The following is a 19,065-nucleotide window of genomic DNA, read 5'->3' on the forward strand; positions in this document are numbered from 1 at the left end:
GAGGTAGAACAATGTCTTATAAATTTGAAGAAGGTAAAGATGTATTAATTGAAGCCATTGTAGATAAAATTAAAAGCTCTATGCTTGGTGATCAAGCTGAGTTCTGCGCCGAATTTGCCAAACAGCTATATGGTACTGTGGCTATGGAAGATCTTAGTGCATGGAATCTAGATGATCTTTATGGTGCTGTAGTGAACTTTTGGTCCCTAATCAGTGAGCGTGCGCCACATGAAACAAAAATAAGAATTTATAATCCCGATTTTGAGCGGCACGGCTGGCAAACGACGCATACAGTGATTGAAGTGATTTGTGATGATATGCCTTTTCTAGTCGATTCGATTCGTTTGGTAATCCACAGAATGGGATTATCCTCTCATTTAACCATACATATGGGCGGTATTCGCGTTAAAAGAGATAAAAATAATAAAGTTTGTGAGATTTTCTCTCGTAATCAAGTGATCGATGAACAGGGGGTAATTTACGAGGCTCCTATATTTCTTGAAATTGATCGACAAACCGATCCAAAAATGCTTGAGCAATTACATAAAGAATGTGAACGAGCACTAGAGGACAATAGAGTCGTGTTCGAAGATTGGGAAAAAATGCGTGCAGCAGTCCGTGAAGCAATTGCAGAGATTGATAAAGTTTCTTCAATACTTGATTTAGACGAAGTCGAGGAGACTAAGGCTTTTCTGCATTGGATTGAAGACCATCATTTTACTTTTTTAGGAATGAGAGATTATGAGCTCGTGAAAAAGGGGAAAGAAACAGTTCTGCAAGCAATACCTGATACAGGATTAGGTCTTTTACGTGAAAATGTCACAAAGCCTATGGCTCGTAGTATTTCTGCAATGGCCCCTGAAGCGCGTGAATTTTCCTTATCTCCCCGTATTTTAGTAACTTCAAAAACAAATACATTGGCAAGCGTGCATCGTGATGCTTATACCGATTACATAGGCATTAAGCGATTTAACGCGCAAGGAGAAGTTATTGGGGAACGACGAATTATTGGTTTGTATACTTCAGCTGCTTATCATACGAATCCCAAACAAATTCCATTCTTGCGTCGTAAAGTAGCTCTCATTATGGAAAACTCTAGACTTAATCCTAGAAGTCATGCAGGTAAAGTTTTATTAAACATTCTTGAGACTCTGCCTCGCGATGATTTAATTCAGGGAACTGAGGATGAACTTCTTGAAATTGCGATGGGTATTTTTTACATGCAAGATAGAAAGCGCATTCGTTTGTTTGCGCGAATGGATGTTTATCACCGCTTTGTCTCATGCCTCGTGTATGTTCCTAAAGAAAGGATTAATACTGAATTGAGAATGACGATGAAGAAAATTCTCGATGAAAGCTTTAACTCGATTGAGACTACATATTCACAACAGTTTACTGAGTCTGTGCTAGCACGTGTTCATTTTATCATTAAAATTAACCCCCAATTACCTCTTGAATATGATTTAAAAGAAATTGAAAAGAAGCTGATTGAAGCCGGTCGTTCATGGGCAGATGATTTACAGACTCATTTAAATGAGTCTTATGGAGAGGAGCAAGCAAATAGTTTGTATGCACGATATAAAAATGCATTTCCAATTGCTTACCGTGATATGTTTTCTGCTAGAACAGCAGTATATGACATCAAACATATTGAAATGCTTGCGTCTGAATATCCTTTAGGGATAAATTTTTATAAGCCTCTGGATGAATCGGAAAATAGTTTTAGATTAAAAGTTTATCAGCATGATTCAACAATTCCGCTATCTGATGTTTTACCAATATTGGAAAAGCTAGGTTTGCGTGCGATTAGTGAGCGTCCCTACCCATTAAAGTTTGATGATGGTAAAGTTACTTGGATTAATGATTTTGCCATGCAATATAATAAAGCCACTGAGTTTGATCTAGATGAGATTAAGGAGTTATTCCAAAATGCTTTTGCCAAGGTTTGGTTTGGTGAGGCTGATAATGATGGATTTAATCAGTTAGTTTTAGCAGCAGGCCTAAATTGGCGCGAGGTAGCTGTTTTACGTACCTATGCTAAATATTTTAAACAAATTGGCATTACTTTCAGCCAAGATTATATGGAAATGGCTTTAAATAATAATGTTGCTATTGCGAAAAAGTTAGTAAAATTATTTGAGATTCGTTGCAACCCCGCTGATGATCCTAATAGGGAGGACCGTTTTACTGATTTATCGATCGAAATTTTAGCTGATCTTGATGGAGTATCAAATCTTGATGAAGATAAAATAATTAGACAATACATCCATGCTATTAGTGCAACATTGCGTACTAATTTTTATCAAATTAATAAAAATAAACATCACAGTCCTTATATTTCGTTGAAGCTTAACAGCAAGATTATCCCTGGCGTACCAAAGCCACATCCCATGTTTGAAATCTTTGTTTATTCACCACGTTTTGAAGGGGTTCATCTACGTTGTGGCAAAGTGGCCCGGGGAGGTTTACGTTGGTCTGATCGAAGAGAGGATTTTCGTACTGAAATACTTGGTTTAATGAAAGCACAACAAGTAAAGAACTCAATAATTGTACCAAGTGGTGCTAAAGGTGGTTTTGTACCTAAACTTTTACCTGTTAATGGTACGCGTGAAGAAATAATGGCTGAAGGAATTAGCTGTTATCAATTATTTATTCGTGGTTTGTTAGATATCACAGATAATTATGTGGACGGTAAGGTAGTTAAGCCCCAAAATGTTATTTGTTTTGATGAAGATGATCCTTATCTTGTTGTTGCAGCAGATAAAGGTACTGCAACATTCTCTGATCTTGCAAATGCAATATCTCAAGAATATGGTTTCTGGTTAGGTGATGCCTTTGCTTCGGGCGGCTCGGTCGGATATGACCATAAAAAAATGGGAATTACTGCTAAAGGTGCATGGGAGTCCGTAAAGCGTCACTTCTATGAATTAGATATAGACATTGAAAATAATGATTTTACTGTTGTTGGTATTGGTGATATGGCTGGGGATGTTTTCGGTAACGGAATGTTGTTATCAAGACATATCAAGTTAATTGGTGCCTTTAACCATATCCATATTTTTGTTGATCCTAATCCTAATGCTGAAGAAAGCTATAAAGAACGTGAACGTCTGTTTCATTTACCTCGCTCAAATTGGTCTGATTATGATAAAAAACTTATTTCCAAGGGGGGAGGTGTATTCAATCGCAATGCTAAATCAATTCCTGTTAGTAAAGAAATGCAAGCGATTTTAGGCATTAAGCAAACTGAAATTGAACCCAATGAGTTAATTAAAGCGATTTTAAAAGCTCAAGTTGATTTGCTTTGGAGTGCAGGGATTGGTACATACGTGAAAGCTAGTACTGAATCGAATGCTCATGTAGGTGATCGAACTAATGATGCGACCCGAGTTAATGCGAAACAACTCCGTTGTAAAGTTGTGGGCGAAGGCGGTAATTTAGGTTTCACTCAATTGGCGCGAGTCGAGTACTCTTTAAATGGCGGAATGGTCTATACCGACTTTATTGATAATTCTGGGGGAGTGAATTGCTCTGATAAAGAGGTAAATATTAAAATTTTACTTAACAGTATTGTGATAAGTGGTGATTTAACAGCCAAGCAACGAAACGAACTGCTGGTTGAGATGACTGATGAGGTGAGTAAATTAGTTCTTCGAGATAATTTCTTACAAACTCGAGCAATTAGTTTATCCGCATCACAACCGCTACAAGCATTGGATCTACAAAGTCGCTATATCAATGAATTAGAGCGAACAGGTAAAATTGATCGTAACTTAGAATACTTGCCCGATGATAAAGCGATTATGGAACGCAAATTAATGGGGAAAGGACTAATGCGTCCCAGCATTGCAGTCTTGATGTGCTATAGCAAAACTATTTTGAAAGAGCAAATTTTAGCATCAGGTGTTCCTGAAGAAGCTTATATGGAGCATTTTTTAATTAGTTCATTTCCAATGCCTTTGCAAGAACGTTTTAGTAAACAAATGCAGTCTCATCCATTAAGACGAGAAATCATTGCCACAAAATTAAGCAATATTATAGTTAATGAAATGGGCTTTACTTATGTTTACAGATTACAAGATGAAACGGGGGCACCTGTTTCTGCAATTGTCAAAGCATACATCATTACTCGCGCAGTTCTTAACTTAGAATCTGTTTGGAAACAAATTGAGGAATTAGGTACCAGGATAAGTGCTAAGAAACAAATTGAAATGATGATGTTATACGCGAGACTTGCACGACGTATTACCCGTTGGTTCTTACGTAGTCAACGTAAAGCAGTAGATATTTCTGAAATTGTCCAACTTTACGCGGATGGAATAACTACACTGAAAAAATCGATACCATCTATTTTAAGTGAAGAGCGGCGCATTAAATATCAAGAGCATTATCAAGGGCTTATTGATGAAGGTATTTTACCCACGTTAGCTCGTGAGCTCACTATATCTCGTGGTTTATTTGCGGCAACTGACATTATCGACATCGCCTATAAGAAAAATTTGAGTGTAGCTAAGGTTGCTGAAATTTATTATGGAATAGGTGAGTTCTTAGATCTTGCCTGGATAAGAAAACAAATTATTATACATCCTAGCGAAAATCATTGGGAATCCTTATCCAGAGAGGCATTGCGAGATGATCTAGATTGGCAACAACGACAACTTACAGCTGGATTGATTAACTATGACAGCGATAATCCGGATTTAGAAGCGCGTCTTTCCTCTTGGGGTGAATCACATCGAGCATTAATTCAACGTTGGCGTTACATTTTAGCAGATCTGAAAGCAAGTTCAGTTCTAAACTATACTATGTTTTTTGTTGCAATCAGAGAGCTGTTGGATTTAACTCAAACTACAGTACAGTCTTATGCTTTGGAAGAACAAGAGGCATAAAAATAGTTAGAATAGTGTGCAACAAATTCAATAACGCCAGTTTTTCAAAGAATACCCCTCTGCGAAAGCGGAGGGTCAGTATATTATATTACACTTTAGACAAAGGTTTTGGATGACCACATCCATGCTTTATCAGCCAGTTCATCCAAAGTCAGGGCTTCTTGAGGGGCTATTTCATCTGTTCTCGTATTTAATGGATCTTTACCATTTAAGGCTTCACACGTTTGTTTTAGTGTTTCACTTTTATTTTTGATTAATTCTACAATCTGGATTGATTGTTTGGTGGTTAAATTCCATTCACCATAGAAGTAATTTTCCCACAAGCTTTTATCTTCATATACAACATCACGCAGTGTTTTCAGGGCATGATAAAGTTCAGGTGATGTTCCATTTTTTAGCTCTCTGATGAGATTGATAAACACGTGTAAGACAATGTGCATTTCACCTTGGATAAACCCAAGATGCTTTAAAAATTTAAAAGGCTCATTAGAGCTGAATGCATGATGTGCATCATGTAGAACATTTTTATCTTTTTTGGTTCTAACAAACTTACTGCTCATCTTAAGTAAGATTGGATATAAGGCTAAAAATATTTTGCAATCATCGCTGTGTTTTGTGGACACAAATTGGTCGCATATTTCATGAGTGTAAAAACTAATCGATGGCTTAGTAGCGTTCTTTTTATGCTGTGATGCTTCTTCAGGAAAATAAATCTCTTTTAGCTTATTGACACGAGCAATCAAGTTCATTTTTTCCTGTTCAGACGTCTCTTCTTTCATCATAAGTTGATATACATTTTCAAACCATTTGTAGTCGTGCCGATAACAACAATAAACCAATAATTCCTCCAAAGAAGAAAACGTTGAATGCATATATTCAGCATTATGATATTCTCCATTTTTCTCACTATAACGTTGTTCTATATATTCTTTGGCTGTTTTGTAACCACTATTAATCAGATTTCTTTGAGTTTTTTCATCTGGGGTTAAGCTGTTACCTGAAAGCTGGCTGACATCAACCAACAATGTTTGTGCCGCGTATTTTCTTAGTTTTAATCGATCTTTTTCCCAACCACTAGCGGGGTCTTTAACGCCGGATAATAGCCCCGCCAACCAATTTAAAAAAATGTTTTCTCTATAAACTGTTTCAGTTTGCACATCGACTGATTTTCTTTCATCACCCGTATCAAATTGTACGGCCAAAGTTTTAAAACTGTTCCAATCTTCTGATTCCAATAGTGTATTCCCTTCGTCATGAAATACATTTGTAGGAAAATTGTTAAGCACTCCTCCATCGCGGTGTATTTCTCCCTCAATCATATGGCCTTTAAAAATCACGGGAATGCTGGCAGAGGCAGTAACTGCTTGACTTACTTCAATGTTTGGTGTTTTTGATACTGAAAAATAGGTGGTTTTGCCTTTGGATACATTTGTGCTCGTTACAATCAGCTCATCACCAATGCCACAATCGGGAAATCTCCTTTTCAATTCAGCTAAGGTTTTAAATGTAATGTTGCCTTTAGGATAGGGAATGTTGTACTTTGTTGTAATTTCTTTGACTTTTAGTGCAATGCCGTAATCTATGGCTGTTTTGAATGAGTTTGAGTCCGAAATACCATCTCTGTTTGGATTAAAATTTACAAAATGTTCTTGTTTTAAATTTTTGAGGATGGCATATATTTCATCTGCTGTATAGCCCAAATAACAAAACAATGAGATGATAGCTCCTGCAGAAGTTCCTGCAAAAACTTTGGGCACTATGCCATTTTCATTCAGTGCCTTCCACACACCCACATGGCCATAAATTTTAGGTCCTCCACCACATAACACTAAATGTTCTATATCGGGGCGTTTTTCATAAACAATAATTTGTTTTGTCGCTTTTCGACGATAAAGTGTCACTTTTTCATCACGAATCAGACTTTGTAAGGGTTCTACGGGATGACTACCTTTAGTTGATGTTTGTGTCTCGTTTTTTTCATCCCGATTTTTAAAAAGAGAGGCAAACCAATCCCATATTCGAATATACCAAGGTTTGTTTACTGAATATCTATGTGCTTGCCGATATTCATGCATGTTCTCGTATCTTGCTTGCCTGTCAGTAACCTTGACCGATAAAGGATGTGGATTTTGGCCAATAGTATGAATATCAAGATCGGCTAATGAAGTATTCAATAATTCAGTAATCATATTGTCCGTAAGAGCAACGCGCTTGGTATTCCCCATGTACTCATCATCATCTAGTAAAAAGGGCTGGCGGTAATGATCTTTATCATAAGATGCATTCGCTTGATCAAACCCAATTAGAATACCATTTTCTCCTTTGATCGATTCTATACCCAACAACTGATACTGTGTTGATAAATGGATTTCGCTTATTTTCCACTTCTGAACATAAGGTCCGAAAAATAATCGAATGAGATTGCCCCACCAATTTAATTTTTCTTCAGCGGTATAGCCACGATATTCATTGATTGACGCGCTACTAAACAAAGATGTGTTTTGATTCTTTCTGGGGTCTTCAAGTAGCCATTTTTCAAACTGCTTTTTTTTATCATTACTAAGACGAGTCAAATCAAAGATGACTCGTTCACTGTCAAACAAATAATTTGCTAGAGGAATCTCTTTGTCTGGGGGCTGGCCATTGATCAACAATCGCCCCATATGGGTACATAATAGAATTTTTTTGAGTAAATTAAGGTTTTCTTGATTTAATTCTTGCGAATTTACTAGGTCGGTAATTACAGCGAGAGGGGTACCCAACTTCTCCAATCGGTATGAACTGAGTTCTTGTTTCTTTTGTGACAAAGTTGAGCTCCTATTAAAGCAATGCAAATCGTTAATAAGAGGTAATAGATTCAGTAAGAAAGAGAATAGGGTTAAATTAAATCAGCAATTATCGACTCAGTACTTAATGATGGTGAGGGGCATCGTGAGCAACAATCCTGAGATGTCCAATCACCGAACCTATACCTTGGCGACGAACCTTTTTATTGATTAAAACGATGTGTCTTGTTCTCAAAATTTCCTTCAGTGAGTCGCGCAAATCTAGCTTATTGTTTCTACAACAGGCGTAATAATTTGCGCAAAATATATCATGTGGTTTTACTTTACGCAAATCATTATCTAATTAAGAGTAAAAATTAGGCTGCCCTCTGCTTTGTTACTAAGCTTGAAAAACGACCAATAGCGCCGATTTGCAACTAATCTGGTGTTGTTGCATTCATAAAAATTGATCATTGCACTCATGACTATGCCCAATAAACATCCGCAGGGTAGGTTACCACCATGTCATGCCACTTTGAATGCCAAATTCTAAGTGATAGTCAGGACTCAATTGCTGCATTACCACAAGCAAGAACAATTGGAGTATTATCATGTTTTAAAACACTGGATCCCGCGGATAAACCACGGGACGTAGTCAGAGATGTGATCAAAAGACAGCGTTGAGGCGAGGGTGAAAACACGCCCTATAAGCGAAGATTTGATGTAGGTTAATTAAGGTACATTTCTGGTTTTTTCACCAGTATAAAGCTGGCGTGGTCTACCTATTCTTGATTTTGTAGCAACCATTTCCATCCAATGACTCATCCAACCTACTGTACGAGCTAAGGCGAAGACTACGGTAAACATATTGGTTGGGATTCCGATAGCGCTTAATGTCAATCCTGAATAGAAATCAACATTAGGATAAAGTTTCTTCTCAATAAAATAATCATCTTCAAGAGCAATGCGTTCTAACTCCATAGCTAACTTGAATAGAGGAGCATCTTTTGCACCTACAGCCTCTAAAACGTCATAGCAAGTTTGACGCATCACTTTAGCTCTGGGGTCATAACTTTTATACACACGATGTCCAAAACCCATTAAGCGGAATGGATCATCTTTATCTTTTGCTCGTTTAATATAATGCTGAATTCGATCAACACTTCCAATTTCCTTTAGCATATTTAAACACGCTTCATTTGCGCCTCCATGAGCAGGTCCCCATAAAGCACCAATACCTGCAGAAATACAAGCAAAAGGATTAGCGCCTGTTGAGCCAGCAAGCCGTACCGTGGAAGTTGATGCATTTTGCTCATGATCAGCATGTAAAATAAATATAGTGTCCATTGCACGTACGAGAACTGGATCAGGAGTTGATTCTTCCGTAGGAACACTGAACATCATATGCAAGAAATTTTCAGCATAAGACATTTTATTTTGGGGGTAAATATAAGGTAAGCCTATTGAATATTTATAACTCATTGCCGCAAAAGTAGGCATTTTTGCAACCATACGAATCGCTGAAATAAAACGATCTTCTGCGTTATTGAGATCCATAGTGTCGTGATAAAAAGCAGATAGAGCACCAACCATCCCTACCATAATTGCCATAGGATGGGCATCACGACGAAAACCATTTAAGAATTGGTACATTTGTTGATGTACCATAGTATGGTTATTAATTAAGCCAACAAATTTTTTCTTCTCTTCAGCATTGGGTAATTCGCCATTGAGTAAAAGATAACTTACATCAAGAAAGTCTTTTTTCTCAGCAAGCTGTTCTATTGGATAGCCCCGATAGAGTAAAATCCCCTTATCGCCATCAATATAGGTAATTTTGGATTCACAGGAAGCAGTAGATAAAAAACCTTGATCGAAGGTAAATACGCCTCGAGCACCCAGCTGTGTGATATCAATCACATCGTTCCCTAAAGTAGGTGTATAAACGGGTAATTCAAGCGGCTCTTGGCCTTCAATACTGAGTTTAGCTGTTTTCTTAGTCATTGCTACTCCTGATTAAGGATTCTTATTGTTTGTGGGTGGCACTATATACAAAATGAGCACTTACAGTCAATTTTATTATGGTTTAGAATTTGAAAGAATTACAGTAAAAAATAATAAAATTATTGAGATAATGCGGGGGTGAATCATGCGCCATAGGTTTGAAGCTGCAAAATTTTAGAATCTAAAATCAAGAGTTTTCTGTTTTTTCACCTAGCCATATTTTAGTACAGACATTTAATTAAATGCGTCTGTATGCTATTCTTCATCATTAAAATTTTTCATCAAGGATACGTCCAAACTATGGTTTATCTAGCGAAAGAAGTCTTGCCAGTTAATATTGAAGATGAGTTAAAGCAATCCTATCTGGATTATGCAATGAGTGTCATAGTAGGCAGGGCCTTGCCTGATGTACGTGATGGACTTAAACCTGTTCATCGACGCGTTCTTTATGCGATGAGTGAGTTAGGTAATGATTGGAATAAACCTTATAAAAAATCTGCACGTGTTGTAGGGGATGTGATCGGTAAATACCATCCTCATGGTGACACAGCAGTGTATGATACTATTGTTCGCATGGCGCAGCCTTTTTCAATGCGCTATCTTTTGGTTGATGGCCAGGGTAATTTCGGTTCAGTAGATGGTGATGCCCCAGCAGCAATGCGGTATACCGAAGTAAGAATGTCTAAAGTAGCACATGCTTTACTGGCAGATTTGGATAAAGAGACGGTTGACTTTAGCCCCAACTATGATGAAACAGAGTTTGCCCCGGTAGTATTACCTTCAAGAATACCTAATTTATTGGTTAATGGTTCTTCAGGTATCGCTGTAGGTATGGCGACTAACATTCCCCCACATAATCTTAGTGAAGTGATTAATGCCTGCATTGCTTTAGTTGATGATCCTGAAATTGGTTTAGATGAGATTATGCAAATCATTCCTGGCCCTGATTTTCCTACCGCTGCCATCATTAATGGTAGAGCTGGAATTATTCAGGGATATCGTACAGGAAAGGGGCGCGTTATTATTCGAGCTCGAACAGAAATTGAAACTGATGAAGATTCTGGGCGTCAGTCGATTGTCATTACCGAGCTGCCTTATCAAGTGAATAAAGCGCGTTTGGTTGAACGTATTGCTGAATTGGTAAGAGATAAAAAAATTGAAGGAATTTCAGGTCTTAGAGATGAATCAGATAAGCAAGGTATGCGTGTTGTTATTGAATTGAAACGACAAGAAGTTGCTGAAGTGATTCTAAATAACTTGTATGCCCAAACTCAAATGCAAAATGTTTTTGGAATTAATATGGTTGCATTGGTTGATGGACAACCTCGTACTTTAAATTTGAAACAAATTCTAGAGTATTTTATTAAACATAGACGTGAAGTAGTAACGAGAAGAACTTTATTTGAATTGAAAAAAGCGCGAAGTCGAGCGCATTTGTTAGAAGGTTTAGGAATTGCTTTAGCTAACATCGATGAGATGATTGCTTTAATTAAACAATCACCAACCCCGCAAGATGCAAAACAAGCCTTGCTTGCAAAATTATGGCAACCAGGTTTGGTTAAAACGATGTTGGAACGTGCAGGTTCAGATGCTTCGCGCCCAGATGATTTGGCTGTTGAATTCGGCTTGAGTGTCGAAGGCTATAAGTTATCGGAGGCACAAGCCCAGGCCATTCTTGAATTAAGACTGCATCGTTTAACCGCTTTGGAACAAGATAAAATTTTAGATGAATTTGAAGAGCTATTGAAGTTGATTCGAGAGTTGTTAGACATATTGGCCTCGCCAGAGCGATTGATGCAAGTCATTCGCGATGAATTGGTTGAAATAAAAACTCAGTTTGGTGATGAACGTCGTACTGAAATGATTGAATCACAAGAAGATTTAACCATTGAGGACTTAATTACAGAAGAGAACGTTGTTGTAACCTTATCACATCAAGGCTATGTTAAGTATCAACCAATTAGCGCATATCAAGCTCAGCGCCGTGGTGGTAAGGGAAAATCTGCTACCAATGTTAAAGATGAGGATTTTGTTTCTCGTTTGGTTATTGCAAGTACCCATGATACTTTGCTTTGTTTTTCGAATCATGGAAAGCTTTATTGGTTAAAAGCTTATGAACTTCCTTTAGCCAGCCGTATTTCTCGTGGTCGACCAATTATAAATATATTACCGCTTGCGGAAGGTGAAGAAATTAATGCTATGCTGCCTGTAAGAGAATATTTAGATGAATATTATGTATTTATGGCAACCAAGAAAGGCACTGTTAAAAAGGTATCTTTAAATGCCTTTAGTAGACCGCGTTCTAATGGAATTATTGCTGTAGATTTGGATGAAGATGATAGTTTGGTTGGTGTGGATATCACTGATGGTAGCAAAGACATTATGCTATTTACTGATGCAGGTAAAGTTGTGCGTTTTGATGAAAATAAGGTAAGACCAATGGGACGTACCGCTCGTGGAGTGAGAGGTATTCGTATCGAAGATGATCAGGCGGTAATTTCTTTAGTTGTTGCTCATCCTGATGGAACTATATTAACTGCAACAGAAAATGGATATGGTAAACGCACTTCAATTGATGAATACCGTGTTTCTGGACGAGGAGGACAAGGGGTAATTTCAATTCAGGTGAATGAGCGTAATGGCAAAGTAGTTCGTTCAGTACAGGTAACAGATGCAGATGAGGCCATGTTGATTACCGACAAAGGGACTCTGGTGCGCTTTAAAGTCAATGAATTATCGGTCATCGGCAGAAATACTCAAGGTGTTCGTCTTATTAATGTGAGTTCAGGTGAAAAAGTAGTTGGAATGCAAAAAATTGAAGACTTAGGTGAGGATTCCAATGATGTAAATAATGATGCAGTTGAATTTGAAGAAAGTAGTGATGACAACTCGAGTATATAATTTTGGTGCTGGACCTGCGATGCTTCCTGAGGCCATACTCCGGGAAGCCCAGGAGGAGTTTCTAGATTGGCAAAATTTAGGTATTTCTGTTCTTGAGGCGGGGCATCGCAGTTCAGAGTTTATGGCACTTTTAAACCATGCGGAACAAACATTAAGAGAGCTACTTACTGTTCCTCGAAATTATCAGATTCTCTTTTTAGGAGGAGCTGCTCGTACTCAATTTGCGATGATTCCAATGAATCTTTTACATCCGAATGAACAAGCAGGTTATTTAGTTACAGGAATATGGTCGCATATGGCTTTTTCTGAAGCACAATATTTAAAAAAAGCATATTGTATCGCCAGTAGTGAAGAAAATTCCTACAAAAGTATTCCTAGAGCTAAAGACTGGGAAATAAAACAAAATACAGCCTATGTTTATTATACTGCTAATGAAACGGTTAATGGCATTCAGTTTTCCTATGTTCCTCAAACTAAAGAAATCCCTTTAATTGCTGATATGACTTCCTCTCTACTTAGCGAGCCTTTGGATATTAGCAAATTTGGTTTGATTTTTGCTGGGGCGCAGAAGAACATAGCTAATGCGGGTTTAACTATAGTGATTATACGAGATGATTTATTAGAAAGAGCACCAAATCCTCATGTGCCAACGATGCTTCATTATAAAACTCAAGCGGAGCATCATTCGCTTTATGCTACTCCACCGGTATTTAATTGCTATTTAGCTGATAAAATGTTTCGTTGGATAAAAGCACAAGGTGGAGTTGATGCAATGTATAGCCTCAACTGTCAAAAAGCAGCTAAATTATACCAATATTTAGATAGTTCTGAATTTTATAGTACTCATATAGATAAAGATGCACGCTCCATAGTTAATGTATGTTTCTCCCTTAACAATGCTCGATTAGAAAGCGAATTTCTTAGGTTGGCACAGATAAGAGGTTTATATGCCTTAAAAGGCCATAGATTAGTAGGTGGGATTCGTGCGAGTTTATATAATGCCATGCCTATGGCTGGAGTGGATGCTTTAATTGAATTCATGTCTGAATTTGCGAAGGAAAACAATCTGTGAGAATACACAATTTTATAAGTAAACCTGTTGGCTCAATAAAAGGTGAAATTACCGTTCCTGGAGATAAGTCGATATCACATCGCTCTATCATTTTTGGTTCTATTGCACGAGGAACAACAATTATTAATGGATTTCTAGATGGTGATGATTGCATCGCTACTTTGAAAGCATTTCAAGCAATGGGGGTGACCATAGAAGGTCCTGATGAGCAGCAAGTAGTGATTTATGGTGTCGGCAAATATGGATTGAAAAAACCGAATCAGGTTCTTGATTGTGGAAATTCAGGAACCAGCATACGTCTACTGACTGGATTATTAGCTGCTCAATCTTTTGATAGCCAATTAACCGGAGATGAGAGTCTTTTGAAAAGACCTATGTTGCGAATTAGCAAACCACTGACTTTAATGGGAGCTGATATTTCAACAGTTGATGGAAAACCACCAATTACTCTTAAAGGCGGGAAAAAACTTCATGGAATTAATTATGTAATGCCAGAAGCAAGTGCTCAAGTAAAGTCATGTATTTTATTAGCAGGTCTTTACGCTGAAGGTGAAACATTGATCACTGAAACAGGAGTAAGTCGCGATCATACGGAGCTCATGCTAAAAAACTTTTCTTATCCAATACATCGTGCAGGAAATACGTTGGTAATTAATTCTGCTCATGAATGTATAGCCACTGAAATATATATTCCTGGTGATATTTCTTCAGCTGCATTTTTCATTGTTGCTGCAACAATTATTCCTGGATCGGATGTGCTCATACGTAATGTCGGTATTAATCAAACCCGCACTGGCATTATTCATATTTTGTTGGAAATGGGGGCTAATATTACCCTTGAAAATCAACGACAACTGGGAGAAGAATGGGTTGCTGATCTGCGTGTTCGATATGCTCATTTAAAAGGAATTAATATATCTGCAAATATGGTCCCTCTTGCAATTGACGAATTTCCTGCTATTTTCATAGCCGCTGCTTGTGCTCGTGGACAAACTACTCTTCGTGGTGCAAGTGAGTTACGCTATAAAGAAAGCGATCGAATTGCTGCTATGGTTGATGGTCTAAAAAAATTAGGAATTCAAGCACAGGCATTAGACGATGGTGTTTTCATTGAAGGAGGCACTTTACAAGGAGGTATTGTTGAAAGCAGAGAAGATCATCGTATTGCTATGTCTTTTGCTATTGCAGGAGCCGTAGCTAGTGCTCCGGTTACTATTAAGAATTGCGCTAATGTAGCTACCTCATTTCCTTTGTTTGTAGACACAGCCAAGCAACTTCAACTTCAAATAGAGGAAACAGTCGATAATGTACCATTATGATGTACCTGTAATAACCCTAGATGGACCAAGTGGAACTGGTAAAGGGACCTTATGTCAATTGCTTGCAAAACATCTTAAATGGAATATGCTTGATAGTGGAGCAATCTATCGTGTTTTAGCTTATGCAGCGAGAAAAAATAATACTGCGCCTGACGATACGAAACAATTAGTAGTGTTGGCCCGTTCTCTTAATTTACGTTTTGATCTTTCTGATGAGTATGGCTCACGGGCAATTCTAAATAATGTAGATGTCAGTCAAGAAATTCGGAGTGAACAATGCGGCCAAGACGCATCTCAGATCGCTGCCATTCCTGAAGTAAGAGAAGCTTTACTTGAGCGTCAACGTAATTTTGCTCAACCTCCAGGTCTAGTTACAGATGGCCGAGATATGGGGACTGTAGTTTTTCCTAAGGCTATTTTGAAAATATTTTTATATGCAAATCCAGAAGAAAGAGCAAATAGACGATATTTACAGTTGAAAGAAAAAGGAATTAATGTTAGCCTCGCGCAGGTTGTAGAAGAATTGGCTAAGCGCGATGTAAGGGATACTGCACGAACGCATGCGCCATTAAAGCCTGCAGCTGATGCAGTGCAAATTGATACAACCAGATTATCCATTGTACAAGTGTTCGATAATGTATTAAACTTAATTAATGAACGTCTATACAGTGTTTAAATGATTGTTGGGGGAAAGATGAGTGGAACTCATTCTTTCATTTTTTTACTAAAGAGTTTATAAACATGTCTGAAAGTTTCAAAGAATTGTTCGAGCAAAGTATTGCCGGCGCTCAATTTTATCCTGGTGCCATTATTAATGCTAAAGTTATTGGTATTGATAGTGATTATGTCATTTTAAATGCGGGTCTAAAATCTGAAGGAATTGTACCTAAAGAAGAATTTTATGACAAAGATGGCGCATTGGAAGTAAATTTGGGTGATACGGTTGAAGTAGCCTTGGATTCTGTGGAAGATGGCTATGGCGAAACAATCCTTTCAAGAGAAAAAGCAAAACGTCAGGAAGCTTGGCGTAAATTATCCAAATCACATGAAAACAATGAAACAGTTACTGGACTTATTTCGGGTAAAGTTAAGGGTGGATTTACTGTTGAAATTGGTTCCATACGCGCATTCTTACCTGGTTCATTAGTAGATGTCAGACCTGTAAGAGATCCTTCTTATCTTGAAGGCAAAGAGCTTGAATTCAAAGTAATCAAAATGGATTTAAAGCGTAATAACATTGTGGTATCACGTCGTGCAGTTGTTGAAGAAGAAAGTAGTGCCGATAGACAAGCATTACTTGAATCCCTACATGATGGTCAAGAACTTCATGGTATTGTTAAAAATCTTACCGACTATGGTGCATTTATTGACTTAGGTGGTATCGATGGGTTGCTGCATATTACCGATATTTCTTGGAAACGAGTGAAGCATCCGAGTGAAGTATTATCTGTTGGTCAGGATATAAAAGTAAAAGTATTAAGCTTTGATAGCGAGCGAAACCGTGTTTCATTAGGCATGAAACAATTAGGAAATGATCCTTGGGTTGATCTCGTAGAACGTTATCCTATAGGTAAGAAGTTACAAGGTAAAGTAACCAATATTACTGATTATGGATGTTTTGTAGAAATTGAAGAAGGTGTTGAAGGCCTAGTCCACATGTCCGAAATGGATTGGACTAACAAAAACGTACATCCTAGTAAAGTAGTTTCACTGGGTGATGTTGTTGATGTTATGGTTCTTGAAATTGATGAAGAAAGACGTCGTATTTCTTTGGGTATGAAACAATGCGTTGGCAATCCTTGGCAACAATTTGCTGCAAGTTACAACAAAGGACAAAAAGTAAGTGGCAAGATCCGTTCAATCACTGACTTTGGAATCTTCATTGGTTTAGATGGGGATATCGATGGTTTAGTTCATCTGTCTGATATTTCTTGGACAGTTCCTGGTGAAGAAGCAGTAAAACAATATAAGAAAGGTCAAGAGATCGAAGCGGTTATTCTTGCGATTGATCCTGAACGTGAGCGTATTTCTTTAGGAGTGAAACAACTGGAAGGAGATAGCTTCGCAAGTTTTGTTGATGAGTACACCAAAGGAGCAATAGTCAAAGGTACTGTTACTGCAGTAGATCCAAAAACAGTTACTGTAGCATTAGCTGATGATATTACGGGTACAATTCGTGCAAGTGAATTATCTGATGAGCGTGTTGATGATGCCACGACTGTTGTTAAAGAAGGTGATGAAATTGAGGCAAAGATCATAAATGTTGATCGTAAAAATCGTTCAATCACACTTTCAGTCAAGGCAAAAGATGCACAAGATGAAGCAGATGCAATTAAGAAGTACTCTAGAACAGAAGGTTCATCTACAACAACCTTAGGTGATTTGCTCAAAGAAAAAATGGCTAGTAAAGAAAGTGACTAATTTTTTTACAGTTAATGAGTTAAAAAGCGTAGAAGTTTTTCTACGCTTTTTTTTGTTTTGTTAATCTGGGTAAAATGAAGTATTACCTAGGTTAATATGGCTTTTCCCCCAAGATTTTAACTTGTGACTGATTAAGAGACAAGGGTTGACTCAGGCTACAAAAAAAAGGAAGACTCCAATGCGCATATTAATGCTAGTTATTTATATTCTTCTTATTGTTATTGGCGTTAGCTTTGCTGCTTTAAATGCAACATCGGTAGATGTTAATTTTTATTTTGAAACAATATCAATGCCTATTTCTGTTTTAATGACAATCATGTTGGGAGTTGGTGTTTTAATAGGATTTATACTTTTTGTAGCACGATATTGGCGTTTAAAAGCGGAGTGCCATAAACTCAAAAATCAATTAAAATTAACTGAAAAAGAAATTAAGAACTTACGTTCAATCCCATTGCAAGATCAACACTAGTTTTATTATTATGAAATATAACATGCACAGAGGAGGGTAATAATGATTGATTTATGGCCATTACTATTGCCTGCTGCTGCTTGGTCAGGTTGGTGGATGGCAAATCGTAACAAGTCAAAAGATACTTCAAATCTTTCTAATCGTTTATCTCGTGAGTATGTTGTAGGTCTTAACTATCTATTAAATGAACAATCTGATAAGGCTGTTGATATATTTATTAAGTTGTTAGAAGTAGACAGTGATACAGTTGAAACCCATCTTGCTTTAGGAAGTTTATTCAGACGTCGTGGCGAAGTTGATCGGGCTATTCGTATCCATCAGAATTTAATTGCAAGACCACAATTAAGTTTAGTTCAAAAAAAAGAATCCTTAATGGCTTTAGGCCAAGATTACATGAGTGCGGGTTTATTCGACAGAGCAGAACGAATTTTTTTAGAGGTTGTTGGGCTAGGCGGTTCTAAAGAAACTAGTAGCTTGCATGGTTTATTAGCGATTTACCAACAAGAAAAAGCTTGGGAAAAAGCACTAGATGTGATTAAAAAATTAGAAATTACGACGGGTACAAGCTTTCATCACCAAGCGGCCCATTATTATTGCGAAATGGCAAGCCAGGCCTTAAAAACCAACGCTTTAGATAAGGCGGCTTATTGTATTAAACAAGCGATTAATGTAGACGCAGCCTCTGTTCGCGCTAGTTTAATGCATGCAAGCATCGAAATGAAAGAGGGACGTTATAAACAAGCGATTCGTTCATTAAAAAAGGTTCCTCAACAAGATGCAGATTTTTTAACAGAAATTATTGAGCCTTTAGTTTTATGTCATAAAGAATTAGATAGCATGGATGAGTGTATCAACTATCTTGAGCAGACTTTAGCAGATAATCCCCGCGCTTCAGTTCTTTTTGTTATCGCGGAATATTTAAAACAACAAAAAAATATGGATGCAGCTATAGATTTTGTAGCTGATAATTTGAGTAAGCATCCATCTATACGTGGTTTAAACCAATTAATTTATTGGCATCTTGAATCTGCTCATGGAAAAGTACGTGATAAATTACAAATGCTTTATGATATAACTAGCAAATTTTTAGACAATAAACCAGTATATCGATGTGTACACTGTGGTTTTGGTGGAAAGCATTTACATTGGCATTGTCCCAGTTGTAAAAACTGGGGAAGAATGAAGCCTGTCCATGGCTTGGAAGGGTATTAACTATTTTTTAAGA

At 37.4% G+C, this 19,065-nt stretch carries 11 protein-coding genes; 9 read left to right on the top strand and 2 right to left on the bottom strand.

From position 1 onward, the window contains the following. Positions 1 to 11 precede the first annotated feature (11 nt). The gene (locus tag Lgra_RS01370) at positions 12 to 4,889 is read left to right on the top strand and encodes an NAD-glutamate dehydrogenase (protein WP_058497497.1); all 4,878 of its coding nucleotides are present in this window, start codon (positions 12 to 14) and stop codon (positions 4,887 to 4,889) included. 95 nt (positions 4,890 to 4,984) lie between these two features. Here Lgra_RS01370 and vpdC read toward each other — a convergent pair whose 3' ends face one another. Continuing rightward, positions 4,985 to 7,696 carry a Dot/Icm T4SS effector VpdC gene (gene vpdC, locus Lgra_RS01375; protein WP_058497498.1) on the bottom strand — a complete coding sequence of 904 codons (2,712 nt, stop codon included), beginning with the start codon at positions 7,694 to 7,696 and terminating at the stop codon, positions 4,985 to 4,987. 480 nt (positions 7,697 to 8,176) lie between these two features. On the opposite strand from vpdC, the gene Lgra_RS17700 reads away from it, so the two are divergent. Beyond that, positions 8,177 to 8,338, top strand: coding sequence for a hypothetical protein (locus Lgra_RS17700; protein ID WP_157068244.1), 162 nt, complete (start codon positions 8,177 to 8,179; stop codon positions 8,336 to 8,338). 48 nt (positions 8,339 to 8,386) lie between these two features. Here Lgra_RS17700 and gltA read toward each other — a convergent pair whose 3' ends face one another. Beyond that, positions 8,387 to 9,658 carry a citrate synthase gene (gene gltA, locus Lgra_RS01380; RefSeq protein WP_058497499.1) on the bottom strand — a complete coding sequence of 424 codons (1,272 nt, stop codon included), beginning with the start codon at positions 9,656 to 9,658 and terminating at the stop codon, positions 8,387 to 8,389. A 300-nt stretch (positions 9,659 to 9,958) separates the two neighbouring features. Between gltA and gyrA the strand changes: the two genes are divergently transcribed. The 7 genes from gyrA (at position 9,959) to lapB (ending at position 19,052) form a co-directional block, all read left to right on the top strand. After that, entirely contained in the window at positions 9,959 to 12,559 is a 2,601-nt protein-coding gene (gene gyrA, locus Lgra_RS01385) for a DNA gyrase subunit A (RefSeq protein WP_058497500.1), read from the top strand. Then, positions 12,540 to 13,631, top strand: coding sequence for a 3-phosphoserine/phosphohydroxythreonine transaminase (gene serC / locus Lgra_RS01390; protein ID WP_058497572.1), 1,092 nt, complete (start codon positions 12,540 to 12,542; stop codon positions 13,629 to 13,631). Before gyrA ends, serC begins: the two co-directional genes overlap by 20 nt. Next, a complete protein-coding gene (gene aroA, locus Lgra_RS01395; RefSeq protein WP_058497501.1) occupies positions 13,628 to 14,950 on the top strand; it encodes a 3-phosphoshikimate 1-carboxyvinyltransferase in 1,323 nt (440 codons plus the stop codon). The genes serC and aroA overlap by 4 nt, the downstream gene beginning before the upstream one ends. After that, on the top strand, positions 14,937 to 15,626 hold the full coding sequence (cmk, locus tag Lgra_RS01400; protein ID WP_058497502.1) for a (d)CMP kinase: 690 nt from the start codon (positions 14,937 to 14,939) through the stop codon (positions 15,624 to 15,626). The genes aroA and cmk overlap by 14 nt, the downstream gene beginning before the upstream one ends. A 65-nt stretch (positions 15,627 to 15,691) precedes the next feature. Beyond that, positions 15,692 to 17,371, top strand: coding sequence for a 30S ribosomal protein S1 (rpsA, locus tag Lgra_RS01405; protein WP_058497503.1), 1,680 nt, complete (start codon positions 15,692 to 15,694; stop codon positions 17,369 to 17,371). A 178-nt stretch (positions 17,372 to 17,549) separates the two neighbouring features. Next, positions 17,550 to 17,840: a LapA family protein gene (locus Lgra_RS01410; protein WP_058497504.1), complete on the top strand. Its 291-nt coding sequence runs from the start codon at positions 17,550 to 17,552 to the stop codon at positions 17,838 to 17,840. A gap of 42 nt (positions 17,841 to 17,882) precedes the next feature. Then, a complete protein-coding gene (gene lapB / locus Lgra_RS01415) occupies positions 17,883 to 19,052 on the top strand; it encodes a lipopolysaccharide assembly protein LapB (RefSeq protein WP_058497505.1) in 1,170 nt (389 codons plus the stop codon). The last annotated feature ends 13 nt before the right edge of the window (positions 19,053 to 19,065 follow it).

Source organism: Legionella gratiana, assembly GCF_001467695.1.
Classification (GTDB): Bacteria; Pseudomonadota; Gammaproteobacteria; order Legionellales; family Legionellaceae; genus Legionella; species Legionella gratiana.

What these genes read in the sequence shown, in the direction of transcription:
- Lgra_RS01370 (WP_058497497.1), top strand. Translation starts at nt 12, where the DNA reads ATGTCTTATAAATTTGAAGAAGGTAAAGATGTATTAATTGAAGCCATT.
- Lgra_RS17700 (WP_157068244.1), top strand. Translation starts at nt 8,177, where the DNA reads ATGTCATGCCACTTTGAATGCCAAATTCTAAGTGATAGTCAGGACTCA.
- gltA (WP_058497499.1), bottom strand. Translation starts at nt 9,658, where the DNA reads ATGACTAAGAAAACAGCTAAACTCAGTATTGAAGGCCAAGAGCCGCTT.
- gyrA (WP_058497500.1), top strand. Translation starts at nt 9,959, where the DNA reads ATGGTTTATCTAGCGAAAGAAGTCTTGCCAGTTAATATTGAAGATGAG.
- serC (WP_058497572.1), top strand. Translation starts at nt 12,540, where the DNA reads ATGACAACTCGAGTATATAATTTTGGTGCTGGACCTGCGATGCTTCCT.
- cmk (WP_058497502.1), top strand. Translation starts at nt 14,937, where the DNA reads ATGTACCATTATGATGTACCTGTAATAACCCTAGATGGACCAAGTGGA.
- rpsA (WP_058497503.1), top strand. Translation starts at nt 15,692, where the DNA reads ATGTCTGAAAGTTTCAAAGAATTGTTCGAGCAAAGTATTGCCGGCGCT.
- Lgra_RS01410 (WP_058497504.1), top strand. Translation starts at nt 17,550, where the DNA reads ATGCGCATATTAATGCTAGTTATTTATATTCTTCTTATTGTTATTGGC.
- lapB (WP_058497505.1), top strand. Translation starts at nt 17,883, where the DNA reads ATGATTGATTTATGGCCATTACTATTGCCTGCTGCTGCTTGGTCAGGT.